General features: G+C 73.7%; 18 protein-coding genes and 1 tRNA gene. 8 read left to right on the top strand and 11 right to left on the bottom strand.

Features of this window, described 5'->3' with window-relative positions:
- The 4 genes from IEY91_RS40705 to IEY91_RS40690 form a co-directional block, all read left to right on the top strand.
- Positions 1–278 (top strand): AfsR/SARP family transcriptional regulator (locus IEY91_RS40705; protein ID WP_189177805.1); only part of this gene is annotated, 278 nt, incomplete at its 5' end.
- 529 nt (positions 279–807) lie between these two features.
- Positions 808–1,629 carry an AfsR/SARP family transcriptional regulator gene (locus tag IEY91_RS40700; protein ID WP_164316823.1) on the top strand — a complete coding sequence of 274 codons (822 nt, stop codon included), beginning with the start codon at positions 808–810 and terminating at the stop codon, positions 1,627–1,629.
- Between the two features lie 187 nt (positions 1,630–1,816).
- Positions 1,817–2,773, top strand: a complete 957-nt coding sequence (locus IEY91_RS40695) for an aromatase/cyclase (RefSeq protein ID WP_164316821.1) — start codon at positions 1,817–1,819, stop codon at positions 2,771–2,773.
- Between the two features lie 561 nt (positions 2,774–3,334).
- Positions 3,335–5,695, top strand: coding sequence for a condensation domain-containing protein (locus tag IEY91_RS40690; protein WP_189177804.1), 2,361 nt, complete (start codon positions 3,335–3,337; stop codon positions 5,693–5,695).
- 178 nt (positions 5,696–5,873) lie between these two features.
- Here IEY91_RS40690 and IEY91_RS40685 read toward each other — a convergent pair whose 3' ends face one another.
- Positions 5,874–6,929 (bottom strand): AfsR/SARP family transcriptional regulator, encoded by a 1,056-nt coding sequence (locus IEY91_RS40685; protein ID WP_189177803.1) that lies wholly within the window; start codon positions 6,927–6,929, stop codon positions 5,874–5,876.
- Between the two features lie 131 nt (positions 6,930–7,060).
- Entirely contained in the window at positions 7,061–7,804 is a 744-nt protein-coding gene (locus IEY91_RS40680) for a thioesterase II family protein (protein WP_164316814.1), read from the bottom strand.
- A gap of 509 nt (positions 7,805–8,313) precedes the next feature.
- On the opposite strand from IEY91_RS40680, the gene IEY91_RS40675 reads away from it, so the two are divergent.
- Genes IEY91_RS40675 through IEY91_RS40665 form a run of 3 tightly spaced genes read left to right on the top strand, consistent with a single transcriptional unit; the run spans position 8,314 to position 11,426 of the window.
- Complete coding sequence (locus IEY91_RS40675; RefSeq protein WP_189177802.1) at positions 8,314–10,116, top strand: acyl-CoA dehydrogenase family protein; 1,803 nt, start codon at positions 8,314–8,316, stop codon at positions 10,114–10,116.
- Between the two features lie 54 nt (positions 10,117–10,170).
- Positions 10,171–10,494, top strand: coding sequence for an acyl carrier protein (locus IEY91_RS40670; RefSeq protein ID WP_189177801.1), 324 nt, complete (start codon positions 10,171–10,173; stop codon positions 10,492–10,494).
- Positions 10,491–11,426 carry a 4'-phosphopantetheinyl transferase family protein gene (locus IEY91_RS40665; protein ID WP_189177800.1) on the top strand — a complete coding sequence of 312 codons (936 nt, stop codon included), beginning with the start codon at positions 10,491–10,493 and terminating at the stop codon, positions 11,424–11,426. The genes IEY91_RS40670 and IEY91_RS40665 overlap by 4 nt, the downstream gene beginning before the upstream one ends.
- A gap of 169 nt (positions 11,427–11,595) precedes the next feature.
- Here the strand turns inward: IEY91_RS40665 and IEY91_RS40660 are convergent.
- Positions 11,596–11,683, bottom strand: a tRNA-Lys gene (locus IEY91_RS40660).
- Between the two features lie 228 nt (positions 11,684–11,911).
- On the opposite strand from IEY91_RS40660, the gene IEY91_RS40655 reads away from it, so the two are divergent.
- The gene (locus IEY91_RS40655) at positions 11,912–12,346 is read left to right on the top strand and encodes a hypothetical protein (protein WP_189177799.1); all 435 of its coding nucleotides are present in this window, start codon (positions 11,912–11,914) and stop codon (positions 12,344–12,346) included.
- 109 nt (positions 12,347–12,455) lie between these two features.
- Here the strand turns inward: IEY91_RS40655 and IEY91_RS40650 are convergent, their stop codons facing one another.
- From IEY91_RS40650 to IEY91_RS40615, 8 genes are all read right to left on the bottom strand, one after another.
- Positions 12,456–13,286 carry an alpha/beta fold hydrolase gene (locus tag IEY91_RS40650; RefSeq protein WP_189177798.1) on the bottom strand — a complete coding sequence of 277 codons (831 nt, stop codon included), beginning with the start codon at positions 13,284–13,286 and terminating at the stop codon, positions 12,456–12,458.
- Positions 13,287–13,357: 71 nt separating this feature from the next.
- Complete coding sequence (locus tag IEY91_RS40645) at positions 13,358–14,149, bottom strand: thioesterase II family protein (protein ID WP_164316802.1); 792 nt, start codon at positions 14,147–14,149, stop codon at positions 13,358–13,360.
- Positions 14,146–15,132: an LLM class flavin-dependent oxidoreductase gene (locus IEY91_RS40640; RefSeq protein ID WP_164316800.1), complete on the bottom strand. Its 987-nt coding sequence runs from the start codon at positions 15,130–15,132 to the stop codon at positions 14,146–14,148. Before IEY91_RS40640 ends, IEY91_RS40645 begins: the two co-directional genes overlap by 4 nt.
- 162 nt (positions 15,133–15,294) lie before the next feature.
- Positions 15,295–16,923, bottom strand: coding sequence for a long-chain-fatty-acid--CoA ligase (locus tag IEY91_RS40635; RefSeq protein ID WP_189177806.1), 1,629 nt, complete (start codon positions 16,921–16,923; stop codon positions 15,295–15,297).
- A gap of 68 nt (positions 16,924–16,991) precedes the next feature.
- Positions 16,992–23,012 (bottom strand): type I polyketide synthase, encoded by a 6,021-nt coding sequence (locus tag IEY91_RS40630; protein WP_189177797.1) that lies wholly within the window; start codon positions 23,010–23,012, stop codon positions 16,992–16,994.
- A 67-nt stretch (positions 23,013–23,079) separates the two neighbouring features.
- A complete protein-coding gene (locus IEY91_RS40625) occupies positions 23,080–23,403 on the bottom strand; it encodes an acyl carrier protein (protein WP_164316796.1) in 324 nt (107 codons plus the stop codon).
- A gap of 282 nt (positions 23,404–23,685) precedes the next feature.
- Positions 23,686–25,143 carry an MFS transporter gene (locus tag IEY91_RS40620; RefSeq protein ID WP_189177796.1) on the bottom strand — a complete coding sequence of 486 codons (1,458 nt, stop codon included), beginning with the start codon at positions 25,141–25,143 and terminating at the stop codon, positions 23,686–23,688.
- A gap of 244 nt (positions 25,144–25,387) precedes the next feature.
- The gene (locus IEY91_RS40615) at positions 25,388–25,759 is read right to left on the bottom strand and encodes a nuclear transport factor 2 family protein (protein ID WP_189177795.1); all 372 of its coding nucleotides are present in this window, start codon (positions 25,757–25,759) and stop codon (positions 25,388–25,390) included.
- Between the last annotated feature and the right edge of the window lie 298 nt (positions 25,760–26,057).

The raw sequence follows: 26,057 nt of genomic DNA, 5'->3' as shown, positions 1-26,057 counted from the left end.
GTGAACTGCTGGCGGAGCTCACGGTGTTGGTGAGCCGTTACCGTACGCATGAGAGTCTGCATGGGCAGTTCATGCTGGCCCTGCACCGCTCCGGACGCCGCGGTGAGGCACTGGAGGTCTACCAGCGCCTGCGGTCAACGCTGGTCAAGGACCTGGGCCTGGAGCCGTCGGCGGGGCTGCGGCGCCTGCAGCACTCCATCCTCACCACCGGCCCCGAACCCGCAGCCCCGGCGCAGGCGCCCGAGAAGGCCAAAGAACGCCTCGTCCCCGCCGGCTGACCCCCCGGCTCCTCGGTCTCAACTGCCCTGCGCCCGCCGCGTCCGACGCGGCGGGCGCGCGTGCGCCCCGGGCTCTGGTGCCCCCGGCGGGCTCTGGTGCCCCCGGCGGCCCGGAAGGCGGGCCCGGGCGGCCGGGGGAGTCGGTGAGGTGAACGGCAGGGACGAAGCGCAGGGGCGAAGCGCAGGGGTGACGCGCGGCAAAGCAAAGCAAAGCGAAGTGAAGTGAAGTGAAGTGAAGTGAAGCAGCAAATCAAAGTGAAGCGGTGAAGCGGGCGGAAGAGATATTTCCCTGAAAACGGTATCGGGGAAACGGTGTCCGCCGATACGGGGCGCGAGCTGTGCTCCAGCGGACTTTCACGTTTCCTCGAGCAGCCCGGGGTAGCGGAGAATTCGCTTCCGGTGACGGCCAGTTGGGGCTGCCTTGAGTTCTGGTCGACCAAAAGGAGGGGGCCGGGCAATTACGGCTAGTGTGCTCGCGGCGACGGAAATCAGTCACTGAGAGGAACTCGACGAGGTACGGAGGAAACCAGTGAAGATTCAGGTTCTGGGTCCGTTGAGTGCCGAGGTCAACGGGGGATCCATCGTCCCGACGGCCGGTAAGCCGCGGCAGATTCTGTCCCTGCTCGCCCTGTATCCGGGCCGGGTGATGCCGGTGCCCATGCTCATGGAGGAGATCTGGGGGACCCAGCCGCCGCAGAGCGCGCTGACCACCCTGCAGACCTACATCCTGCAGCTGCGCCGGCGCCTTGGCACCGCGATGGGCCCCGATGCGCCAGGAGCGGCCAAGGAGGTCCTGGCCACCCGCCACGGCGGCTATCTGATGCAGATACCGGCCCAGAGCGTGGACGTGCACGAGTACGAGCGCATGGTCACCGAGGGCCGCGCCGCCTTCGAGGCCGGCGACGACGACAGCTCCGCCGGCTGCTTCCGCCATGCCCTTGACCTGTGGCGCGGACCCGCCCTGGTCGACGTACGCCTGGGGCCGATCCTGGAGATCGAGGTCATGCGCCTGGAGGAGAGCCGCCTGGGCACCATCGAACGGCGCATCGACGCCGACCTGCGCCTGGGCCGGCACTCCGAACTCATCGCCGAACTCACCGAGCTGACCGCCCGCTACCCCCAGCACGAGGGACTGCACTCCCAGGCCATGGTGGCCCTCTACCGCTCGGGCCGGCAGGCCTCCGCCCTGGACATCTACCGCAAGCTGCGGGTGCGACTGATCGAGGAACTGGGCGTGGAGCCCTCCCCGCAGGTGCAGCGCCTGCACCAGGCCATGCTCGCCGTCGACCCCCAGCTCGACGTCACCGCCGGCCCCCGGCGCAGCTCCACCTTCGACCTCTACGCCGCCTGACACCACCCCCGGCGTGCCCGGGGGGCCGCGCCCCGGCACGGCAAGGGTGCTCCAGGGGTGCTCCGGCGGTCCTCGAGCGGGCGCGGACAGACTCTGTCGGACTGCCGCCGTCCGCAAGGCGTGGCCGGCCGCGCCCGCCCCGCCCACGGCAGCCGGCGGCCCTTTTCGAGGAGAGAAGGTGATCTGGGTGCCGGGAGAGCGAGTACGCCGTCTGTCGCATGCGGTCGAGGTGGCCGCGCCCGCGGGAGTCGTCTACCAACTGATCGCCGACGCGGAGCGGTGGCCGCTGTACTTCCCGCCCAACGTCCATGTCGAACGCCTGGACTTCGACGGGGTCCGCGAACGGCTGCGGATGTGGGTGCTGGCCGATGGCCAGGTCAGGTCCTGGACCTCCACCCGCCTGCAGGACTCCGCCCGCCGCCAGGTCACCTTCCGCCAGGACCAGGTCATGGAACAGGCCGAATCCATGGGCGGCACCTGGACGGTCACCGAGCTGGGCCCCGGGCGCTGCCGGCTCCACGTGGACCACGAGTTCACCGCCGCCGGAGGCCGGCCCGAGGACACCGCCTGGCTGGAAGCGGCCACCGTCGCCAACGCCCGCTCCGACCTCAAGAGCCTCAGCTTCCTGGCCCGGCACTGGCAGCAGCTGGACGAACTCGTGCTGTCCTTCGAGGAATCGGTACGCGTCAAAGGACCGGCCGAACTCGTCTACCACTTCCTCTACGACATCGCCGACTGGCCCCGCCACGTCCCCCACGTGAGCCGCGCCGAGGTCGCCGAACCCCAGGTCGGCGTGCAGAAAGCCACCCTCGACCTCGCCTCCGCCGGCGGCGGCACCCACACCGTCACCTGCATGCGGGTGTGCTTCCCCCACGCCGGACGCATCGTCCACAAGGAGATCGCCCCGCGCCGCCTCATCGCCGCGCACTGCGGCGAATGGTCCCTGGTCCCCGACGAACGGGGCGTGACCGTCCTGGCCCAGCACCACGTCGTCCTGCGCGAAAAGGACATCGAACCCGTCCTGGGCGCGGGCGCCACCCTGGCCGACGCCCGCCGCCGCGTACACGCCGAACTCAGCTACGAGAGCCAGCAGACCCTGCGCCTGGCCCGCCAGCACGCCGAGTCGGCCGTACGCGTGCTGTAGCCGCTGCCGCTGCCGGGCCGCCGCCGCAGCGGCAGTTGGGCTGCAGTTGGGCTGCAGATGGGCTGTGGCTGGGCTGCGACTGGGGGGTGTGGACCGGGGGCGTGGACCGGGGGTCCGCTCGACGAATCGGCCAGGCGGTCCCGCGCACCGCTCGAGCCTCCGCCCCTCGCCTCGCCCGCCCGTGGCCGCGGCCCGCGGGGCTCAAGCATGGCTCCGGCGGCTGCCCCTTGCATGGCCATCGCAAGGGGACAGCCGCCCCGGGCGCGGCCGCGCCCGGGCACAAGGGCACACCGGCAGGTCGGGGGCAGGCATGGCAGCGGACACGGCACCAGGCACAGCACCGGGCACGGCACCGGGCACGGCACCGGGCACGGCTCCGTGCATGGCAGGGGGCATGGTGCCGGGCGCGGCGGGAGACGGTGGCGCGCCGGAGCCGGGGGCCGTCAGCGGCGCGTCAGTCCGCCGTGGGGCCGCGGGCCATACTCGGTGCCCGCGCTCGAAGGAGAGGAGGCAGGGGCCCGTACCGTCGCCGCAGGCGGGCGCGGGGGCCCCGCAGAGCCGATGACCGTCGAACGCAACCTGCAGGTGTCGCTGACCGCCGTGCTCGCCCTCAACGGCCCGGCGCACGACGCCCCTTGCACCCTCGAACTGCGCGGCCCGCTGGATGCCCCGCTCCTGGAGGCCGCGCTCGCCCACCTCGCCGCCGCCCGGCCCGCACTGCGCGACATCGGGCCCCCCGCCGTGCGCCACGGACCGGGCCGCCACATCCTGGCCTGCGACGCCGCCTACCCGCTGGGCGCCCTCGCCGACCTGCTCACCGCCGCAGCACCCGCCCACCCCCACACCGGCCACGAGGCCGATCACGAGGCCGACGGCGGCACCACCGACACCGGCACCGCCGCCGGCAGCGGCAGGGGCGACGGCGACGGCAGGGACAGCCACGGTCACGGTCACGGCGGCAACGACCGCGCCCGGGACACGAACTCGGACACGGACAGGGGCCTGGGCACGGACACGGACAGGGGTGGCGTTGGGGTGCCCCACCGTGCCCTGGCCCGGCGCCGGGGCCCGGTGCGCCTGCCCGAGCCGCTCGCGCTCACCCCGCTGCAGCGCGAACTGCTCGCCGACACCGCCGACTTCCCCCGCCGCCAGATCGCCCAGCTGCTGCGGCGCTGGCACGGGCCGCTGGACACCGGCCGCTTCACCGCCGCCTGGCAGCAGGTCTTCGACCACGAGAGCGTGCTGCGCGCGGCCCTGGTCTTCGACCCCCGGCCCCGGATCGCGCTGCACGCCCGCGCCCGCCCCGAGGTCCGCCGCCACACCCACGGCAGCCTCACCCGCCAGGACCTGATGGAACAGGAGCGCCGGCGCGGCTTCGAGCCCGGCCGGCCGGGACTGCTGCGCGCCGCCCTGCTGGAGGGCCCGCCGCCCGAGCCGCACGGCGGCTGCGCCGCGCCCACCGACGTCATCCTCACCTACCACCGCGCCCTGCTGGACGGGCGCAGCGTGCGCCTGCTGCTGCAGGAGTTCTACCGCGCCTACCTCGCCGCGGGCTTCGGCAACGGCGGCGAGCGCCGCCCCGACCTGCGCGACTACCGCACCTGGCTGGCCGCCCAGGACACCGCCCCGGCCCGGGACTTCTGGACGGGCACCACCCCCGCCGCGCACGCGGGTGCGGGCCAGGGGCTGCCGCGGGCGCGCCCGGGCGCCGTCACCGGCCGCCGCGGCACCGGCCGCACCCTGGCCCGCCTGACCCGCGCCGAGGCCGTGCGCCTGGCCCAGTGGGCCGCGCTCTGGGGCGCCACGCCCTCCAGCGCGCTCCAGACGGTCTGGGCGATGATCCTGTACGCCGCCGCCCACCCCGACACCCCCGCCTCCGCCCCCACCCCCGCCCCCACGCCCGGCCCGGGCCCGGGCTCCGGTCGCGGTCCGGCCCCGGTCACCTTCAGCGTCACGGTGTCCGGGCGCGGCATCGCGATGGAGGGCATCGAACGCGTCCCCGGCCCCTTCGACAACCCGCTGCCGGTGCACCTGGACGTGGACCCGCAGGCCACGGTGGGCGCCCTGCTGCGCGCCGTACGCGACCGGATCCTGGACATGGCCGCCTACGAATGGGTCTCCGCCGGACAGATCCGCCACTGGCTCACCCCCACCGCCTCCCACACCGGCGGGGGCGGGGGCGGTCCGGCGACGCTGCTCTGCTTCGAGCACCACCCGCGCCCGCCCAGGGGCCTGGCGGCCGAACTGGCCGCGCAGGGCATCCACGTGGAGGACACCGGCCCCGCCACCGGGCAGAGCGCTTTTGCCATCGGCGTGGTCGCCCACCACGACAGCACCGGCGACCTGGTACTGAGCGCGGTGCACGACCGCGGCCGCCTGCACGACGACCAGGCGGCCCAGATGCTCGCCCACAGCGCCCGGCTGCTGCGCGAACTGCCCGCCGGCGCGGACGAGTCGACCACCGTCGCCCAGGCCCTGTCGCAGCTGGCCCCCACCGACACCCCCCGCCTGCACGAGGCGCCCGCCCGCCCGGCGCACCGGCGCCTGCGCCGCCTGCGCGCACCGGCCCGCCCCGGCGCCGGGACGATCTGCCTGATCGCCCCGCCCGGCGCCCCCGAGCACTGCCACAGCGAACTCGCCCGCCGCTACCAGGGCCCCCAGGCCGTGACCGTGCTGCGCGCGGACGCCGCCCGGATGCCGCAGTGCCTCACCGCGCTGGCGCCCCTGCTCGCCGCCGGGGAGCGCCTGGTCCTGGGCGGCTTCTCCGGATCCGGCGCGCTGGCCCTGGAAGTGGCCCGGCACATCGCGGCCGCCCACGGCCGTGCCCCGCTGGTGGTCCTGGGCGCACCGTACGCAGCGGGCGAGGCCCTGATGCGCGACCTGGCGCGTGCGCTGGCCGCCGCGGCCCGCCGCGGCGGATGACAGCACAACAGGGCGGCGGCCGGCCCGGGAGCCGGGGGAGGGCCCCGGACGGGCCGCCGCGGACCAAGAGGGGGGTGTGTCTGGCCCCGGCCACCGTGCCGCGCGGGGCCGGAGCCGCCCTGGAGCAGCACTCGTGCACGACAAGCGGGCTGCGAAGAGGGTTGCAGGGGGTGCGGGGTCAGCGGCCGGGCGCGGCCCCGCCGCCCGCGGCGGTCAACTGCTCGAATTGGCGCAGCAGTTGTTCCTGCTGCAGGCGCAGGCCCTCGATGCGGTGGTGCAGGCGGTCGATCTGGCTGCCCAGCGACAGCACGGAGGCCTCACCCCCCGCCCCGCCCGGAGCCCCGGCCCCGGTCCTGGTGTCGTCCCCGGCCGCACCCCGGAACCCACCCGCACCCGCACTCCCGCCCGGGCCCCCGCCCGCACTCCCGCTTCCGCCGGTGGTTTCCTGCCGCGGGCGGGGGGCGTGGGCCAGGACCGGGTCCTGTCGGAGGATGGCCTCCATGCGCCCGCGCAGGGCCGGGCCCGGCTCGACGCCGAGTTCGTGGACGAGGCGTTTGCGGGCGCGGTCGTAGACGCCGAGCGCCTCGGCCTGGCGGCCGCAGCGGTAGAGGGCGACCATCAGCAGGTCGTAGAACCGCTCGCGCATGGGGTGGTCGCAGGTCAGCTCCTCCAGCTCGCCGGTGACCTCGCCGTGCCGGCCCGCCCGCAGCGACGCCTCGTACATCATCTCCAGGGCGCTCACCCGGTGTTCCTCCAGCTGGGCGGCCTCCGCGGCGCAGATGCCGCCGTGGGTGCTGCCCTCCAGGGCCGGGCCGCGCCACAGCGACAGGGCCCGGCGCCAGAGTCCGGCGGCCCGGGCGGGGTCCTTCGGTGCGCTGTGGCGGGCCTGGGCGGTCAGTTCGTCGAAGCGCCGGGCGTCGGTGCCGGCCTCGCCCAGGTGCAGGACGTAGCCCAGGGAGCGGGTGGTGATCCACTCGTGCGGCGGGCCGCTGTGGCCGGGGGGCTCGGGCAGGCGCCGGCGCAGCCGCGCGACGTGGGCCTGCAGTGCGTTGGCCGCGTTCGCCGGCGGGTGCTCGCCCCACAGTTCGTCGATGAGCCGGTGCACCGACACCTCGTGTCCGGCCTTGACCACGAGCGCGCCGAGCAGGGCGCGCTGCTTGGCGCCCGTGGGATGGATCCACAGGCCGGTCGCCTCGTCCTGGATCTCCACGGGACCGAGGATGCGGAACTGCATCTCTCCCCCTCATGTCGCAAGCAGGCAGTGGATGACACCCCGTCAAAAAGAGGGGGGAAGGGCCCCGTCCGGCACGCAGAGCCGGACCCTTCCGGCACAGGGCCGGCCCCCGCCGGGGCGGCCGGGAGGGTTCAGGCGCGTGCCGCTGCGGCCGGGGCCAGGGCGGCGGCCACGTCCTGGCGGATCCGCCCCAGCAGCGGGGCGGGATCGTCCTGGAAGTAGAAGTGGCCGCCGGCCAGGACCCGCAGGCCCAGGAAGCGTTCGGTGTGCCGCTCCCAGCCGGCCAGGCGGCGCGGGGGCACGGACACGTCCTGGCTGCCGCCGAACACCGACACCGCCACCGGCAGCGCCGGGGCGTCGGGCTGGGGCCGCCAGGTCTCCACCAGGCGCATGTCGGCGCGGATCAGCGGGTCGTACAGCGCCCACAGGGCGGGGTTGTCGAAGACCTCCTCGGGGGTGCCGCCGAGGACTTCCAGGTGGGTCTGCAGTTCGGCGTCGGGCAGCTGGTGGTGGTCGCGGTCCTGGCCCTGGTGGTGCGGGGCCGCGCGCGCGGACAGCCCCAGCCACACCGGCAGCCGTTTGCCCCGGGCGGCCAGGCGCACACTCATCTCGTAGGCGACCAGGGCGCCCATGCTGTGCCCGAAGAAGGCGTAAGGAACCTGGAGTTCGGGCTCCAGGCGGCGCAGGAAGAAGTCGGCGAGGCGGCCGGCGTTGTCCAGCTGCGGCAGATCACCGAGCCGGCCGTGTCCGGGGGCGTCCAGCAGACGCACGTCCCACTGTGCGGGCAGCAGGGCCGGCCACTGGCGGTAGGACACGTGCGAGCCGCCCGCGTGGTGGAAGACGAACAGGCGCAGCGCCGTCTGGGTGGCGTCCATCGCTCTCCCTGAAAAATATGTGAGACGGGGCCGCACAATTGCCTGTGGCGGCCGGGGACTTCGGTGTTGCGGGGCGCGCGGTGCGGATTTCGTTTCCCGGTGTACTTTCGGACCATAGTGGGTGTACGGAGAACCGGGCGCGGGCGCCAGAGGGATTCCGCTCGCCGTGTGAGCGTTCTCGAGCGCCTTTCAGGCCGCCCGTCCCGCCACGCCTGCACCCGCGCCACGCACAGCACAGCAGCCCCCTCTTTTCCCCGCGCATACGCTCCCCGTACCGCCGGTGAATGAGCCGCCCCGCATTCTCCGGAAAAGCCCCGCCCCCGGCGCCCGGTGAACAATTTCCGGTGCACCGCATCCCGCATACCGGGAAAGCGGAGGGCCGGGGGTGTGGCCGTCCGCGTGCGCATCTCAAGTGATCCTCCAGAGGCGTTGGTGAGGCTCGGCCGTACAAGGTTGGTGAGGACTGCCGCGCACGCGGCGGGCCCTGCCCGGCGGAAGGTGGCGCACCCATGGCAGTAACGACGCTCGCCGTATCCCACGATCAGCAGCCGGCCGGCCGGCCGCGGGTGGCAGACCCCCTGACCTCCGAGGCGGCCGCCGCCGCCCGCGTCGCCGACCTGGAACGCCGCTTCGGCGACCCCTGGGACCCGGCCAACCCCCTGGGACACGCAGGGATCTTGGACGCCGACGCCCGCGCCGTGCCCCAGGCCGAGGCCGAACAGCTCCTGGACGGCCTCGACCTCAACGCCGAGTTCGTGCCCGCCGCCCTGGGCGGACGCCTGGTACGCGCCGACACCCTGGCCCGCGTCCTGCGCACGGTCTTCCGCCGCGACCAGGCCCTGGGCACCGGATACGGCGCCTTCTCCGTCCTGGCCGGCGCCTCGGTATGGGCCGCCGGCAGCCGCGCCCAGCAGCGCTGGGCCGCCCGCCTCCTCCTTGACGGCGGCCGCCTGGCGGTGTCCTTTCGCGAACTGGCGCACGGCAACGCCTTCCTGCGCGACGAATTCACCCTCACCCCGCCCCGCACCAGCGGGGGCGGGCGGGTGCTGCGCGGCTCCAAGCGGGTCATCATCAACGCCGACCGCGCCCGCGGCCTGGTCATCGTCTGCCGCACCTCCGCCGACGCAGACGGCGCCGGCCGCGCCCACTCCACCCTCCTGCTCGACCGCGAACACCTGCCCGCCCGCCATGTCCGCGACCTCGAGCGCTACCCCATGGTCGGCATGCGCGGCTGCCCCATGACAGGCCTGGAGTTCACCGACTGCCCCGTCCCCGAGGACAGCCTGCTGGGCGAGGAGGGCGAGGGCGTCGAACTGGCCCTGCGCTCCTTCGCCTTCACCCGCTCCGTACTGCCCTCGATGGTGCTGGGCGGCGCCGACACCGCCCTGCGCACCGCCCTGCGCTTCGCCGACCTGCACGGCGTCGGCGGCCGCCCCGTGGGGCGCAACCCGCAGGCCCGGCGCACCCTGGCCGGCGCCTTCACCGACCTGCTGATCTGCGACAGCCTCGCCCTGGCGAGCACCCGCGCGGCCGGCCTGGCCCTGGGCATCACCGGCGTCTACGCCGCCGCCACCAAATACCTGCTGCCCATCCTGCTCCACGACGCCGTACACGAACTCTCCGTCCTGCTCGGCTCGCGCATCTACGTACGCGACGGCGAGTTCGGCATCTTCCAAAAACACGTACGCGACCTGCCCGTCACCAGCCTCGGCCACGCCGGGGCGGCGGCCGCGCTGTCCACCATCAGCCCCGAACTGTCCGCCCTGGCCCGCCGCTCCTGGCTCACCAGCGCCCCCGGCGATGCCGCCCTGTTCACCCTGCGCGAGGACCTGCCCGCCCTGGACTTCACCCGCCTGGGCAACCCGGCAGCCGCCGACGTGCTGTGCGCCGAACTCGCCGCCGCCCAGAGCCTGGACACCGCCGCCGCGGGCGAACACGCCGCCCTGCTGCACACCCTGGCCGGCCGGCTGACCGGCGAACTGCGCCGGCTGCGCGAAGCCTGCGCCGCCCTTGCCCCCTTGAGCCGGCACTCCCTGGCCAACCCGCACACCTACGCACTGGCCGACCGCTACACCCTCCTGCTGGCCGCCGCCGCCTGCCTGGGCGTCTGGCGCCACCAGCAAGGCAGCGCCGACACCTTCCTGGCCGCCCCGCACTGGCTGATCACCGCCCTGCTGCGCATCTGCACCCGCCTGGGCCTGGGCACCCCCGCCCACGCGCCCGGCCCCGAGGCCGAGGTCTTCACCGAACTGACCCGCCGCTTCACCCAGGCCTCCAGCTTCGACCTGTACGACACCCCGCTGGCCGCCTGACCCCCGCGTGAGCACCACCACGTACCGCATGAACCGCACGTCCTGGAGGACACCATGAGTGAACTGCTGCTGGACCGGGTCGCCGACGACGTCGTCACGGCGCTGGAGACGGGCATGGCGCCGGCCGGTGAACACAGCCGCCTCTATGAGGACCTGGGCTTCGACTCCCTGATGCTCATCGAGCTGGTGGACCGCCTCCAGGAGCGCCGCCCGGCCCTGGGCGAGCTGCCGCTGCCCGACATGGTGGGCGGCATGGCCGACATCGGCTCCCTGACCGACCTGCTGCGCACCGCCACGGAGCCCGCGCAGGCTGCCGTACAGCCCGCGGAGGCCGTACAGCCCGCGCAGGCTGTGGGGGCTGAGGGGAACGCGGCGTGACGACGGGTGGGGCGTCCGCGGTGCTGCCCGCCTCGACCGCCATCGCCGAGCCGCTGCAGGTGACACCCCAGGGCCCCTGGCACACGGTGCGCCGTGAACTGGCCGAGCGGGGCAGCGTGGTGGTCTTCGCCCGCCTGGACGACTGGCTCAGCGACTTCCAGCCCGACACCGACACCGACGGCACAGGTGCTGACACGGGCTCCGGCGCGGGTTCCGCGCTGCCGGCGCTGCTGGGCCGGGACTGGGAACGCTTCGCGCAGATGACCAACGAAGACGTACGCGGCCGCTTCCTGGCCTCGCGGCTGCTGCTGAAGTACGCCGCCGCAGCCGTCCTGGAGGCCCGCCCCGCCGACATCGACCTGGCCTACAAGCCCGGCGGGCGCCCCTACCTGCGCGGCTGCGACCAGGTCGACATCAGCCTCAGCCACACCGCCGACCTGCTGGTCGTCGGCATCACCCGGCGCGGCTGGATCGGCGTGGACGCCGAACTCTCCAGCCGCCGCCTGCGCGGCTCGGCGGTGGAGCGCCAGATCTGCACCCCGCACGAGACCGAACTGCTTGCCCAGGCCGGGGAACAGGCACGCAACACCGCCCTGGTACGGCTGTGGACCCTCAAAGAGGCCTACAGCAAGGCGATCGGCCAGGGCTTGCGCTTCCGTTTCACCGAGTTCGGCTTCGCCCCCGGCGCCCGGCGCGTGCAGGTGCTGCGCCCCGACGGCACGCCGGGCTCGGGCGACGAGTGGAGTTTCTGCACCTGGTCGGTGGCCGGCCAGTACACGGTCAGCGTCGCGCTGGTCGACCTCGGCTTCGACGACGCGGTCGACGTCGCCGCCCGCACCATGCTGGACGAGGGCATGGCCGAGGCGCTGCTGCGCCGCCCCCAGGACACCCGGTGGACGGCGCGCCGGGACACCGAGGGCCCGCTGGCGTGAGCGGCGCCGCGGCGCGGCAACGGGCGGCTCCCCAGGGCACGTTACGGGGGCCGCCCGTTTCGCAGGTGTGCCACCCGCGCGTACCGCCGCCCTACGCATCAAGCACGTGCACAGCACGAAGACCGGCCCCCTGCTGCGGGGCCGGTCTTCCTGCGAGGGTCACCTCGGGCGGAGAGGGCAGGATTCGAACCTGCGTGGGCTTGCACCCGACTGAAGCAAAACTCCGGTCCCCGATAAGCCACTCCGGGCACCTCTCCCTGCCGTCCAGTAGGGGGGCGGTTCCGGTTTCCCGGTGTTCCGTTCCCTCTTCCCTTCCGACAACAACGAGCATGCCAGCACCTGCTGATACGCGGCTGACGCCCGCCTGGCGGGCCGGTGGAGCGGTGCGTGCCGTGCGTGCGAGGGCAGTGTCAGGCGCTGGTCAGAGACCCGTGGCAGCGTCGCCACAGCGACACCCACCCCCAAAGAGGACCGGGAGAGAAATCATGACGACGAACCAGGCCACGGGGACCACCACCGGCCCGGCCGCGGGCACGGCGGCCGCGGCCGGGCCGCTGCGTCTGTTCCTCGCGCTGGACGCCGCGGTGACCGGGGCCAACGGCCTGATCTACCTGCTCGCCGCCGGCCCCGTGGGCCGGCTGCTCGACGTCGACAGCGCCTTCCTGCGCGCCACCGGCGCCTTCCTGGCCGTCTACGGCGTCCTGGTGGCCGTCCTGGCGGCCCGGCCGGTGCCCTCGGCCGCGGCGACCAAGGCGGTCATCGAGGTCAACGTGCTGTGGGCGGTGGCCGGCGTCGCCGCCCTCGTCCTGGGCTGGCTGGAGCCCTCCACGGCGGGCCTGGTGTGGATTCCGCTGCAGGCGCTCGTGGTGGCCGCCTTCGCCGCTCTCCAGCTCGGCGCGCTGCGCAAGGCCCACGGCTAGAGCCCGGATCATCGGGCGGGCGACAGCGCCGCGCCCGCACCACCCCGGGGACCGGGTGGTGCGGGCGCGGCGTCCTTGGTGTGCCCGGGGCGGCCCGGGGCAGTGGGGGCTATTGGGTGGCGAATTGCAGGAGTTCGGTGTTCAGGCGGTCGGCGTGGGTGGCGAACAGGCCGTGTGCGGCGCCCTCGTAGACCACGGTGCGGCTGCCGGGGATCAGGCAGGCGCTGCGGTGCGCGCACAGTTCCAGGGGCGCGGTGGGGTCGGCTTCGCCGTGGACGATCAGGGTGGGTACGTCGACGGCGCACAGGTCCGCGCGCAGGTCCTCGGTGAACAGGGTGCGGGTGATCTCCACGGTGGCGCGCAGGGAGCCGTCCAGGGCCTGACGGGTCATGAAGTCCACCAGCTGCGGCGACAGGGGCAGCGAGTCCGGTGTGGCCTGGGAGCCGCCGAAGAACAGGACGGCGCACTGGGCCATGTAGGCGGCCCGGTCGGCGGTGATCGCGGCAACGGCCTCTTCCAGGACGGCCGCCTCGATGCCGTCGGGGTTGTCCGGCGCGCGCAGCAGGTAGGGGGTGGTGGAGCACACCAGGGCCAGGCGGGCCACCTGCTGCGAGCCGTGGCGGGCCAGGTAGCGCACGGCCTCGCCGCCGCCCATGGCGTAGCCGACCAGGGTGACGTCGGACAGCGCGAGGTGGTCGATGAGGGCGGCGAGGTCGTCGGCCAGGGTGTCGTAGTCGTAGCCGTCCCAGGGCCGTTCGGAGCGGCCGAAGCCGCGCCGGTCGGGCAGGATGCAGCGCAGCCCCTGCCCGGCGAGGTAGGGGGCCTGGAACTCCCACATGCGGGAGTTCATGGTGGCCGAGGTCAGCAGGATGACGGGCCGGCCCGTCCCCCAGTCCTCGTAGTGCAGCTGGGTGCCGTCCTTGACGGTGAACAGGGGCATGGTGACCTACCAGATGACAGACGGGGCGGGGGGGCAGGGGAGTGGCGGGGTCAAGTGCCCTGGCCGGGTGCTCAGTTGGCCGGTTGCGCGGCCAGGCGGCGCAGGTGGCGGCAGAAGTCCGTGGTCAGGGCCAGGGAGTGGTTGTCGATGTAGAAGTGGCCGCCGGGAAAGCCGCGGTGGCCCAGGTAGTGGGGGCTGCGGGCGGCCCAGTGGGTCATCGCGTCGGGGGCCTCCTGCAGCGGGTCGCTGTCGCCGCCGTAGGAGGCCAGCGGGCAGGACACGCCCGCGCCGTCGTCCTCGTACTGCGCCGAGACGCGCAGGTCGGCGCGGAGCGCGGGCACGATGAGGGCGAGCATGTCGGGGTTGTCGTAGACCTCGGCGGGAAACGAGCCCAGCTTCTTTATCCACTGCAGCATCTCGTCGTCGGGCATCCGGCTCTGTTCCTCGGTGGGCTTGAAGAAGCCGATCGGCGACCAGCCGGACATGCCGAGCAGCAGCGGCTGGCGCTCGCCCTCCTCCTTGAGCCGCACCGCCACCCGGAAGCCGAGCTGGGCGCCCAGGCAGTGACCGAAGATCGCGAAGGGGCGGTCGTCGTCGAGCTCGTCCAGGACCGCCTCGTACAGACCGTCGAGCAGCGGCTCGAAGTCCTCGAAGGTCTCTTCCTCGCGCCGGTTGTGGCGGCCGGGCAGGGTGACGGCCTGCGCGGTGATGTCGTCGGGCAGCAGGGTGGGCCAGTCCCGGTAGATGATGGCGCCGCTGCCCGCGTGCGGCAGCAGAAACAGCCGGACGCTCGCCGCGGGGTCGGCCTGGACGGGGTGGAACCAGGAGCCTGCCGTCGACATGTCCTGGCCGTAGCCGCTCACCGGGAGGCCTCCTTCAGGTGGGGCAGCACCACGTCGGCGATCAGCTTCAGCTGCGGGGCGCAGTCCAGCGAGCCGATGCGGATGATCAGGTGCCGGGCGCCGGAGCGCACATAGGCGGCCAGCGCCTCGGCGCAGCTCTCGGCGCTGCCCCAGGCATAGGCCTGCACGGCGGCCATCTGCTCCAGGGTGCGCCCGTAGTAGTGCCCGATGTAGTGCTCGAGCTCGGCCCGGGCGGCTGCCGGGTCTTCGTTGACGGTGAGGGTGGCATACAGCGCCGGGGTGATCGCGCCCGCGGGCCGTCCGGCGGCCGCGGCCAGTTCGGTGATGCGCCGCCAGGCGGCGGCGTAGTCGACGGCGCTGGGCAAAAAGGGCATCCAGCCGTCGTAGTGGCGGGCCACCCGCTCCAGGACGCGGGGGGTGTCGCTGCCGGCCAGCCACAGCGGCGGCCCGCCCGTCCGCTGCGGCGCGGGCAGCCGCTCAAGACCGCGGGCCTGCCAGAACCGGCCCTCGAAATCGCTCTGCGCGCCCGCCTGTCCGGCGTTCCAGGCCTGGCGCCACAGCGTGACGATCTCGTCCAGGCGTGCCGCACGTCCCGCGAACGAGGCGCCCACGGCGGCGAATTCCTCCTCCGTCTCGGGCATCGGGAAACCCGAGCCCAGGCCGAGCGCGAGACGGGCGCCGGCCACGTGGTCCAGGCTGGCCACCTGGTGCGCGCCGGTCAGCGGATGGCGAAGGGCGGGGGTCAGGGCGGCCGTGCCCAGGGTGACGCGGCTGGTGACCGCGGCCGCGGCCGACAGCACCACCAGGGGGTCCAGGCGGGGCCGCGCGGTCAGGGAGTCGCCCGCCCACAGCGAGTCGAAGCCCAGCTGCTCGGCCTGCCGGGCGAAGTCCAGCAGCGGGGCGGCGGCAAAGGTGCCGTTGATGGCCTGCTCCCGGGTCGGCAGCAGTACGCCGACCCGTGCAGGGCCCGGTGAGGTGTCCATGGGACGGACTCCGTTCGGAAGTCAACTGATGGGGCGGGTCAGGTCGGTAGGAGGGCCCTCGAGGGGCCGGGGCGGTTCGGTACGGGGCGTTCAGGGCCGGGACGGTTCGTACGGCGTTCAGGGCCGGGGCGGTCCGGTACGGGGGCCCTTGAGGGGCCGGGTTCAGGCCGGTGTGGCCGTCTGGCTCCGGCCCAGCTGTTCGCGCACCGCGCGGCGCAGGATCTTGCCCGAGGGGTTGCGGGGCAGCGAGTCCAGGACGTGGTAGCGGATGGGGATCTTGTAGTCGGCCAGCCGGCCGTGCAGGAACAGCAGCAGCTCGCGCGGGCGCGCCGCCATGCCGGGGCGCAGGACGACGGCGGCGTGCACCGCCTCGCCCCAGCGTTCGTCGGGGACGCCGACCACGGCCGCGTCCGCGACCGCCGGGTGCTCGCCGAGCTGCTTCTCCACCTCGGCGGGGTAGATGTTCTGCCCGGCCACGATGATCGTGTCGTTGATGCGGTCGCACAGGAACAGATAGCCGTCCGCATCGAGATAGCCGGCATCACCCATGTGCAGCCAGCCTCCCGCGAGCGCGGCCGCGGTGGCCTCGGGCCGCCGCCAGTAGCCGAGCATGCGGGCCGGGGTGCGGATGCAGACCTGCCCGATCTCACCCGGCCCCAGTGTGTTGCCGTCCTTGTCGACGATTTTGATGTCGTTGCCGGGGCAGACCTTCCCGGCCGCCTTGAGCAGCGCGCTGCCCACCCGGTGATCGGACGGCGGCAGGCACACCGCGACGCTGCCCGCCTCGGTACTGGCGTAGATCTGGGCCAGCTGGCAGCCGAACACCGCAAGGCTGCGCTGAAGCAGGGACGGTGAGATCGGCGCCGCACCGTAGGCGATCTTGCGCAGGGACGCGAAACTCTCCGGGGTGACGCCGCGTTCGTCCAGCATCATCTGCAGCATCGCCGGCGCCACAAACGTGATGGTCACCCCGTATTGGCCGATCAGGCGCACCGCCTCGCCCGCCGCATACATCGGCATCACCACATGGGTGGCCCCCGCGCACAGCCCGTGCAGGAACCAGCCCAGGCCCGCGATCCCGAAACCCGGCAGCGAGATCAGGCTGACGTCCGTCGCCCGCCAGTCGATCCAGTCACCGCCGCCGGCCCCGGCGGCGCGGATCGCCTCGGGCAGCGTGAAGAACGTCCGGTGGGCGATGACCACACCCTTGGGCAGGCCGGTGGTGCCGCTGGTGTAGATCTGCAGCACCGCGTCGTCCGCCCCGGTGCCCGGCTCCGGAGCCTGCTCGGGAAAACCGGCGTACCAGGCGCGCAGCCCCGCCCCCCGGTCACGGGCGCCGTCCGCGGCCCTGCCGTCCAGGCGCACCACGGTGTGCAGCGCGCCGGCCGCCTCGCCGGAGAGCACCTGCTCGGCGGTGGCGGCGAACTCCTCGTCCACGAAAAGCAGTTCGGCGCCGGAGTCGGCCAGGATGTGCGCCACCTCGCCCGCGGTCAGTCGCCAGTTCACCGGCACGATCACCGCGCCCGCCTTCGCGCACGCAAGGACGGCGGTGTAGTAGTGCTCGCTCTCCCGGCCCAGGTAGGCCACCCGGCTGCCGCGCCCGAGGCCGGACGCGAGCAGGGCGTGCGCGGCCCGGCTGCTGTCGCGGTGCAGGGACGCGTAACTGGTGCGGCGGTCCTCGCAGATGACGGCCGTGTGCCCGCCCCGCTCGGCGGCATGACGGGCACACACCTCCATCAGCGTCCACCCGGCCCCGGCGGGGCCCGTCTTCTCCTCCTTCTCCTGGCTCATCTGCGGTACGCCGCCTTGCGCACCGCGGCCGCTGCCGGGTGCCCAGGGGGCCGGGGGAGTGGGGGCAGTCATCGGTCCTCCCCGCACAGCTGGCCCTCGACGAACTCGGTCACGGCCCGCACCGAGGGATGATCGAAGGTCAGCGACGCCGGCAGGTTCAGGCCGAACTCCGCCTCCAGATGCGACTTCACGTCCATGCCCATCACCGAATCCAGGCCCAGGGTGACGAAATCGGCCCCCGGCTCCACCTCGTCGGCCGAGGCGAAGTGCAGCACCGCGGCGACCCGTTCACCGACACTGCGCCCGATCAGCTTCAGCCGCTCGGCGCGGGGCCGCTCAAGCAGCGCCGCCAGATCGCCCGCCGCATCCGCCCCGGCCTCCTGGCCGGGCCCGGCGACGTGCTCGAACAGTGCGTTGGCCAGCGGCAGCCTGGCGGTGAACTGCGGCCAGTCGAAGACGTTCACCACCCGCTGCGCACCCGGCCGCCCCCACAGCCCCTGCAGGGCACGCAGCCCCCAGGAGGGCGAGAACAGGCGCACACCGCTGCGTTCGATCTCCTGGATGTAGGAGGCGTCCAGGCGGGCCGAGGCCCCCACCCGCCCCCAGGAACCCCAGTTGACGCTCAGCGCGGGCAGCTCCTGGCGGGCCCGCCAGTTGGCCAGGCCGTCCAGGAAGGAGAAGGCCGCCGCATAGTGCGCCTGCCCCGCACCGCCACGGGCACCGGCGACCGAGGCGATGGAGGAGTACACGGTGAAGAAATCCAGCTCCGGCAGCGACGCGGCGGCCTCGTGCAGCAGCCACCCGCCATAGACCTTCGGCGCCAGCTGCTCCTCGATGGCCGGCCAGTCAAGGGCGGAGATCAGCGCGCTGCCGATCGCACCGGCCGCGTGCACGATGCCGCCCACCGGATGCGCCCGCGCGCGCAACTGCTCCACGAGCTGCGCGACCTCCGCCGGGCTGCCCATGTCGGCCCGCAGCAGCGACACTTCGGCCCGCCCGGAGAGCTCGGCGAGGATGTCTGCGGCCTCCTCGGCGGGGCGTCCGCTGCGGCTGACCAGGGCCAGGTGCCGGGCGCCCAGCTCCACCAGCCGGCGGGCGGTGACCAGACCCAGACCGCCGAGACCACCGGTGATCACATAGGTGCGGTCGGCCCGGACGGTGAAGCCCGCCGGGGCGTCCGCGCCCGCCTCCCGAACCCCCGGACCGGTGCCGGTGTTGGCGGCTGTGTGGGGGGTGGTGGTGACCACGACCGGGACGGGCCGCGCGGCCAGCACCCGCAGCGCCTCGTCCACCTCATCGGCCCCGAACACCTCAAGCCCGGCCGCGCTGGCGGCGCCCGCCGCGCGCGCCGCAGCCACCGCCGGCGCCGTACCGGCCGCCAGCTCGGTGACCGCCTGCGAGGCCACGGTCACCGAGGAGCCCAGAGGCCCGTGCTGACGGACACTCACCCGCGTACCGACGGCGAACCGCGCGTCGGGGCCCGCCGCGACGACGCTGCCCGCGCAGGCGGACGCGGTCACCGCGACCGGCTCGCCCTCCACCGCCTCAGGGCCCTGAAGGGCGTCGGCAAGCGCGCCGTGCGCGGGGATGTCCTGCCCGGTCAGGGCCCAGGCGGACACCGCCACCCGCACCTCGTCGCCCCGCGGCGCCCGCTCCTTGACCGCGACCGCGCGCGGCGGCCCGGCGGGCGGGGCGTGCACCTCGAAGGCGCCCGGCCACGGCGGTGTCCCGTCCCCGGCCAGCAGCCTGCGCACATGACGCCGGCCCGCACGGTAGGCGATCTGGTACTCGTCCGCCTCCGGCGAGCGCCACTCCGCGAGCAGCGCCCGCGCCCCGCCCTGGCCGTCGCGGTCGACGTCGACGAGGGTCGCCTTCAGCTTCGGGTGCTCGTTGAGCAGCACGTGCCCGAAACCCCACAGGGCACCGGCCGCGATCTGCTCACCGCCATCGGCACTGTCGCCGGGCAGCCACTGGGCGCGCTCGGTGACCAGCCACACCCGCGGGGTGCGCCGCGGATCGGCCAGGCCCGGCGCGGCCAGCGCGGCAAGCAGCGTACGGAAGTTGTGCTCCAGCTCGGCGCGCAGCCGCTCGTACGACATCTCACCGGCGCCCGGCTGCCAGAACCAGGCGACGTCGGTGACCGAGGCATCGGTGAGCGCCTCGCCCAGCGCCGCCGTGTCCGCCGCCAGACTCAGGCGCACCTCCTGCCCGCCCTTCTGCCCGTCCTGTTCCCCGGTGGCGGCGCACAGCCCGGCCAGCGCGGTCAGGACGGCGGGCGGGGCGGCGCCGGTGTCCGCGGCCGTGCCCGCGAGCAGCACATGACGCTCCTGCCCCCGGGCCGCGCCCTGGCCGCCCTGGGGCTGGGGCAGGGAGCGGCGCAGCCACTCCACGCGGTGGACGAAGTGCGGTGTCCCGGCGGGCCCTTCGGGCCTGGCCAGCACGGCGCCGAGCACCTCGGCGACCGGCTCACCCCCCTCACCGTCCGCGCCGTCCATGCCTCCCGGGCTGTCTTCCATGAGCAGCAGGTCCACCCGCCGTTCCGGCCCCTCGGCGCGGACCCGGGCGGTCAGGCGCAGCTGCTCGCCGCGCGGCTTCTTGAACATCCGTACGCGCTCCGCGCTCTGCAGTGTGAACACCGGCCCCTGCTCGTCCAGGGCGACGGCGCCTGTCAGCGCGCTCTCCAGGAGGGCGGCGGGCAGTTGCTCCACCGGGCTCGCCGTGCCCGCGGCCAGGGTGGCGGTGACGGTGTCGCCGGTGTGCCGGGCGGCGCTCAGCAGGCGCGGCGGGCCCTCGCCGAAGCCGCGGCCGACGGCGGACAGGTCGGTGGCGATGTCCTGGGCATCGGCCCGCGCCGTCACCGCCCCGGGCCGCCCGGCCAGAAGGCGCAGCCTCTGGTCGGGGCCCGCGGCGGTGTCCGGTGTGATCCTGGCGCGTACGAAGGTGAGCACACCGCCGTCCTCACCGCCCGCGCCCGTACTCGCGTCCTCGGCGCTGCTCGCGCCCTGGCCGTCCCCGCCGCCGCTGCCGTCGTTGCTGTCGTCGTGGGTGAGGGTGCCGGTGATGTCGATGTCGGCGTGGCCGGCGGCGGTGCGGTGCAGGCGTGTCCGCAGGCGTACGGTCTGTCCGTCGGCGGGGGCCAGCGGCTGGGGCAGGCGGAGTTCGGTGAGGGCGCCGCGGGTGTGGCCGAAGGCCGCGTCCTGCAGGGCAAGGAGCAGATCCGTCCAGGCGGCCGGGGGCAGGCAGGGCCGCCCGCCGATCTGGTGCTCGGAGAGTCCGTCCAGCTCGGCGAGGGTGAACTCGCTGGTGAACTCCCATACGTCTGCGGGGAGTTCGTCGGCCGGGGTGCGGCGGCCGAGCAGCGGGTGGTGGGCGGGGCCGGAGGGGCCGTGCGGGGTGCGGGACTTGGGGATGGGCAGCCAGTAGGGCTTGCGCTGGAAGGCGTAGGTGGGCAGCTGCTGCTTGGCCGGGCGGCGGGCGCCTGCGTGGTAGGCGTTCCAGTCGACGTCCAGGCCGGCGGCGTAGAAGTCGGCCAGCGCGCGCAGGGTCGCGGCGCCGGTGTCGTCCTTGCGGCGCAGGCTGGCCAGCCACAGGTGCTCGTCGGCGGGCACGCAACTGCGGCCCAGCGCGCACAGCATGGCCGAGGGGCCCATCTCCACGAAGGCGTGCCGGCCGCGTTTGGCGACCGCGCGCATGCCGGCCAAGAACCGTACGGGTTCGCCGATGTGGCGGACCCAGTAGTCCACGGAGGCGATCTCGCGCATCCGGGCCACCTTGCCGGTGAGGTTGGAGATCAGGGAGATGGTCGGCTCGCGGAAGGTGATGGCGCCAAGGGCGGTGCGGAACTGTTCGGAGACCTCGGCCATCAGGGGGGAGTGGAAGGCGTGCGAGACCGGCAGCGGCTGCACCCGGATGCCCTCACCGGCCAGCTGCGCGCTCACGGTTGTCAGAGCCTCGGTGGCGCCGGAGATGACACAGCTCTCGGGGCCGTTGACGGCGGCCACGGCCAGGTCCGGGTGGCCGTCGAGGAATGCTTCGACGCGTTCGGCGGCGGCGCTGACCGAGGCCATGCCGCCGTGTGTGCGCACCGACTGCATCAGCGTGGCGCGGGCGGCGACCAGGGTGACGGCGTCGGGCAGGGAGAACAGGCCGGCCACGGCGGCGGCGACGACCTCGCCGATGCTGTGCCCGATGAGCACGTTGGGCCTGACCCCCCAGGACATCCACTGGCGGGCGAGCGCGTACTCCAGGGTGAACAGCGCCGACTGGGTGAACAGGGTCTGGTCGATGGCCTCGGGGTCGGCGGCGGTGTTCAGCAGCAAGTCCCGTACGGAGCGCCCCAGATGGGGGGCGAAGAGGCGGTCGCACTCGTCGACGCTCTCGCGGAAGACGGTGAAGCGGGCGTAGGGGGCAGCGCCCATGCCCGCGTACTGGGCGCCCTGTCCGGTGAACATGAAGGCGACCTTGCGGATCCCGGAGGGCTCGGCGGCCGTTTCGGGCAGGCGGGCGGCGTCCAGGGCGGCCAGGAGGTCGGCGTGGCCGGTGACGGGTGCGGCGGTGCGGTAGGGGAAGTGGGCGCGGGAGGTGTTGGCGGTGTAGCACAGGCCGGCCACGTCCAGGTGGGGGTCCTGGGCGGCGAACTCGCGGTAGCGGGCGGCCTGTTCGCGCAGGGCGGCGGCGCTCTTGGCGGACAGGGTGAGCACCGGCGCCGCCTCCGCCCCGCCGTCCCCGTCACCCTCACTGTCGGTGGGGGTGGGGGCTTGTTCGAGGACGACGGCGCTGATGGTGCCGGCGAAGCCGAAGCTGTTGACCGCGGCCCGGCGCACCGGCGCCTTCCACGGCTCGCCGCGGGTGGGGATCCGTACCGGATACACCTCCCAGGGGATGCGGGAGGAGGGGGTGGTGAAGTTGAGGTGGGGGAAGATCGTCGCGGAGCGCAGCTGGAGCATCGTCTTGATGACGCCGACGAGTCCGGAGGCGGGTTCCATGTGGCCCAGGTTGGTCTTGACCGAGCCCACGATCAGGGGGTCGTCCTTGGTGTGGCTGTCGGCGAAGACGTTGCTGATGGCGCCGATCTCGATGGGGTCGCCCAGCGGGGTGCCGGTGCCGTGCGCCTCCACGTAACTGATGTCGCCCGGAGCGAGGCCGGCGTCGGCCAGGGCCAGGTTCAGGACGCGTTCCTGGGCGGGGCCGTTGGGCACGGTCAGGCCGGCGCTGTCGCCGTCCTGGCCGACGGCGGTGCCGCGGATGACGGCGTGCACGCGGTCGCCGTCGGCCAGGGCGTCGGTGAGGCGTTTGAGGACCAGGACGCCGCAGCCCTCGGCGCGCGCGTAGCCGTCCGCGCTCTCGTCGAAGGTCTTGCACTGGCCGTCGCCCGCGAGCATCTGGGCGTTGGAGAACATCACCGGGATGCGCGGGTTGTGCAGGGCGTTGACGCCGCCGCCCAGGGCGATGTCGCACTCGCCGCGGCGCAGCGCGGTCACCGCCAGGTGCAGGGCGGCAAGCGAGGAGGAGCAGGCGGTGTCGACGCTGAGGCTGGGGCCGCGCCAGCCCAGGAAGTAGGACAGGCGTCCGGCCAGCGGGAAGAGGGTGATGCCGGAGGCGAGGTGGCCGTCGAGGTCGGCGTAGGGCAGGGCGTCCAGTTCCAGGGCGTAGTCGACGGAGCTGGCGCCGATGAACACCCCGCCGTTGCCGCGCCTGAGCCCGGTGGGGTCGATGTTGGCGTCTTCCAGGGCCTGCCAGGCGGTCTCCAGGAGCATGCGCTGCTGGGGGTCGATGTACTGGGCTTCCTTGGGGGAGATGTTGAAGAAGCCCGCGTCGAACAGGTCGATGCGGTCCAGGTAGCCGCCGGCCGCGGCCCGTATCTTGCCCTTGTCGTCGGGGCCCTGCGGGGTGAAGGCGGCGGCGTCCCAGCGGTCGGTGGGCAGCGGGGCGATGCCGGAGGCGCCGGCGGCCAGGAACTCCTCGAATTCGTCCAGGCAGCTGCTGTTGCCGGGAAAGCGCAGGCCGGCCCCGACGATCGCGACCGGCTCCTGCTCCTGCTCCTGTCCGGACGCGAGGGGGGTGGTGACGTGGCTGCTACTGCGCGACATGGCCGCGGCTCCTTCTTCTCCGGTGGATCGTGTCCGGTGGATCGGATCTACTTCGCGGGCGTCTGCTCTACTTCGCGGGCGTCTGCGCGCGGGACCCGCCGGTGAGCAGGCCGGTCAGATAGCCGACGAGCTGCTCGACGGTGGGCTCGTTGAACAGCACGTTGGTGTTGATGGACAGATCCAGGAGCTCCTCGAGCTGCTGCTTGATCCGGGTCAGCCGCAGCGAGGTCAGGCCCAGGTCGAAGTAGCTGGACGTCAGGGGCAGTTCCTCGTCGGCGTCCATCAGCAGGGCGTCCTTGAACAGCTCCTCGACGACGACTTCGATCTCTTCGGTGACCTCGTGGGCGGGCAGCTCACGCAGCCGGCCCACGAGCGTGTTCGTCTCAGGCATGAAGGTGACCGATCCGCTAAAGCAGGACCGCCGGCGGCTTGCGTGCTGCGCCGGCGAAGGGGAAACAAGCCAAACACCGGCACCTGACACGCCGCTGACCCGCCACTGGCCCCCGGACCTGCCCCAGCTCAAGCCCCGCCCCCGCCCGGGGCCCGCCCCTGCTCCAGGCCCCCCTCTCGCCCCCCGTGTCCGTGTCCGGGCATGCCTTCAGGCCGGACCGGCGCGACGGCTGCCGGTCCGGCCTGAAGAGGGACCCTCAACTCCCTTGGCGGGGGCGGGTGTTCACCGCTTGGCGCGCGGCCGCATGTACAGCACGATGAGGCTGGCGGCCAGGCAGAACGCCACCAGGGGGATCAGGCCGAGGCCGAAGGCGTGCGGGTAGTCCCCGGGGGCCGCCGTCTCGCCGAGGGCGGGGAAGAACACGGCGCCGACGACGGCCACGCCGATGGCCACGCCGCCCTCCTGCACGGTGTTGGCCGCGCCGGAGGCGGCGGCCGCGTGCTGGGGGTCGGCTCCGGCCAGGACGGCGCCGGTCAGCGGGCCGGTGGTCATGCCCATCCCGACGCCGGCGACGACCAGCGGCGCGATGATCCACAGGATGTGGCCGTCGGTGCCCAGCCAGTTGGCGGTCAGCGCGGTGAGCACGTAGCCGGCGGCCAGGGTGAGCGGGCCCGCCGCGTACAGGCGGCTGCCCAGGGTCGCGGCCAGGCGGGTGGAGAGCAGGGAGGAGCCGAAGTAGCCGCCGCCCAGGGTGAGGAAGACCAGTCCGGCCTCGGCCGGTGACAGGCCCCGGCCCTGCTGGAGGTAGAGCGCGAGCAGGAAGAAGAAGGAGCCCATGGCCAGGAAGTACGTCAGCATCGCGGCCAGGCCGACGGAGAAGGTGCGCGAGTTGAACAGCGCCAGGTCGATGAGCGGGCTGAGTCCCTGGCGGGTGCGCCGGCGCTGGTGGGCGATGAACGCGGCCCCCAGCGGTACGGAGGCGGCAAGCAGCAGCCAGCTCCACAGCGGCCAGTCCTGTTCCTGGCCCTGGATGAGGGAGAACACCAGGGCCACCAGGGCCGCGGTGGAGAGCACGGCTCCGGTCAGGTCCAGGCGTCCGCCCTGCTCGCTGCGGGACTCGGGGATCAGGCGCGGGGTGAGGACCAGGGCGACGACGCCGATGGGCAGGTTGATCAGGAAGATGGTCCGCCAGTCAAGGCCCGCCATGTCGATGGAGATCAGGGCGCCGCCGATGACCTGGCCGAACACTCCGGCAAGGCCCACGACCAGGCCGTAGATGACGAACGCGCGGGCGCGTGCGGCCCCGGTGTAGACGACGCCGAGGATGCCCAGGACCTGGGGGACCATCAGGGCGGCCGCGGCGCCCTGCAGCACCCGGAAGGCGGTCAGCGCGTCCGCGCTCTGGGCGAGCCCGCACAGGCCGGAGGCCACGGTGAAGCCCGCCATGCCGAGCGCGAACATCCGGCGCCTGCCGTAGAGGTCGCCGAGCCGCCCGCCGGTGATCATGCCGGCGGTGAAGGCGACCCCGTAGCCGACGATGACCAGCTGCGACTGGGCGTGGCTCGCGCCGAGATCGGCCTGGATGGAGGGCACGGCGACGTTGGTGATGAAGTAGTCCAGGACGGTGATGAACGTGCCGACCATCACGATGGCCAGCGCACCCCAGCCGGGAGGGCCCGCCGCGTGCGGTGGCCTCACCTCGTCCTGGGGCCTGGTCTTGGCTCCGGCGTCGGTAGTCATCGTGGTGCTCCTTGGGGGAAAGGAAAGGAAAGGCAAGGGCGGCAAGGGCTGCGGTTCGCCAGGGCGGCAAGGGCTGCGGGTCGGCGGCCGGCTGCGGTGCGCGCAGTGGCGCGGGCGGCACGGGCGGTGCGGGCGGCGCGGATGGTGCGGTGGTGTGCGGGCACGGACAGCAACGGGCAGACCCCCCTGTGCCTTGCGGGGATCCGCCCGTGTGCCGTGCCGTTGGGTGTGCGGGGGCCGTTTCTCAGGCGCCGGCGGGGACCTTGTCGAGGAACCCGTAGACGGCCCTGATCTTCCCGGCGCCGTCGGTGACCGCGACGTCGAAGCCGATGACGATGTTCTCGCCGCCGGAGGCGGGCACCAGCTCCCACTGGAAGCGGACGATGTGGTGGTTGGCGTCGACGTCGCCCAGGACGCGGAAGTCGAAGCCCTTGAACTGGTCGCGGGCGCCCGCGATCACGGCACCGATGCCCTCGTGTCCCTGTACGTCGGCCAGCGGGTCGGTGTAGGTGGCCTCCGCGGTGAACAGCTCGGAGATCGCGGCGGCGCGCTTGGCCTGGTCCGGCTCGTTCCACACGGCGATGTAACGGCCGGCCAGTTCGGTCAGGTCACTCACGCGTACTCCTTGATCGCTAACGGTGGCGAAGGGCCCGGCAGGGGCTCGGTCGGGCTCGATGCCCAGGGCCCGAAAAGAAGGGATGCCGGCCGGTCGCGCGTGGCTCCCGGCCCTCCCTCACATCACTGTGACAGAGCCCGCTCAAGGGGCACTTGAAGGCAACTCAAGGCCCCGCCCCACACCCCCCGCGCCCGCCGCGCCCCGCCCCCGCCCAGCGGCCCGCGGCCACCGGTGTCCGGGCGGGCCGATGCCGTATCTCCAGCGGCGTTCAAGGCGCCGCTGCCACGTTCAACCAACG

The sequence above is a fragment of the Streptomyces lasiicapitis genome (assembly GCF_014646335.1).
Taxonomy (GTDB): domain Bacteria; phylum Actinomycetota; class Actinomycetes; order Streptomycetales; family Streptomycetaceae; genus Streptomyces; species Streptomyces lasiicapitis.
The sequence above is the reverse complement of the archived record's forward strand: the minus strand, read 5'-3'. Positions and strand labels throughout refer to the sequence as shown.

Bases quoted from the DNA above. Each gene is read 5' to 3' on its own strand.
- IEY91_RS40690 (WP_189177804.1), top strand. From the start codon at position 3,335: ATGACCGTCGAACGCAACCTGCAGGTGTCGCTGACCGCCGTGCTCGCC.
- IEY91_RS40685 (WP_189177803.1), bottom strand. From the start codon at position 6,929: ATGCAGTTCCGCATCCTCGGTCCCGTGGAGATCCAGGACGAGGCGACC.
- IEY91_RS40680 (WP_164316814.1), bottom strand. From the start codon at position 7,804: ATGGACGCCACCCAGACGGCGCTGCGCCTGTTCGTCTTCCACCACGCG.
- IEY91_RS40675 (WP_189177802.1), top strand. From the start codon at position 8,314: ATGGCAGTAACGACGCTCGCCGTATCCCACGATCAGCAGCCGGCCGGC.
- IEY91_RS40670 (WP_189177801.1), top strand. From the start codon at position 10,171: ATGAGTGAACTGCTGCTGGACCGGGTCGCCGACGACGTCGTCACGGCG.
- IEY91_RS40655 (WP_189177799.1), top strand. From the start codon at position 11,912: ATGACGACGAACCAGGCCACGGGGACCACCACCGGCCCGGCCGCGGGC.
- IEY91_RS40650 (WP_189177798.1), bottom strand. From the start codon at position 13,286: ATGCCCCTGTTCACCGTCAAGGACGGCACCCAGCTGCACTACGAGGAC.
- IEY91_RS40640 (WP_164316800.1), bottom strand. From the start codon at position 15,132: ATGGACACCTCACCGGGCCCTGCACGGGTCGGCGTACTGCTGCCGACC.
- IEY91_RS40635 (WP_189177806.1), bottom strand. From the start codon at position 16,923: ATGAGCCAGGAGAAGGAGGAGAAGACGGGCCCCGCCGGGGCCGGGTGG.
- IEY91_RS40630 (WP_189177797.1), bottom strand. From the start codon at position 23,012: ATGTCGCGCAGTAGCAGCCACGTCACCACCCCCCTCGCGTCCGGACAG.
- IEY91_RS40625 (WP_164316796.1), bottom strand. From the start codon at position 23,403: ATGCCTGAGACGAACACGCTCGTGGGCCGGCTGCGTGAGCTGCCCGCC.
- IEY91_RS40620 (WP_189177796.1), bottom strand. From the start codon at position 25,143: ATGACTACCGACGCCGGAGCCAAGACCAGGCCCCAGGACGAGGTGAGG.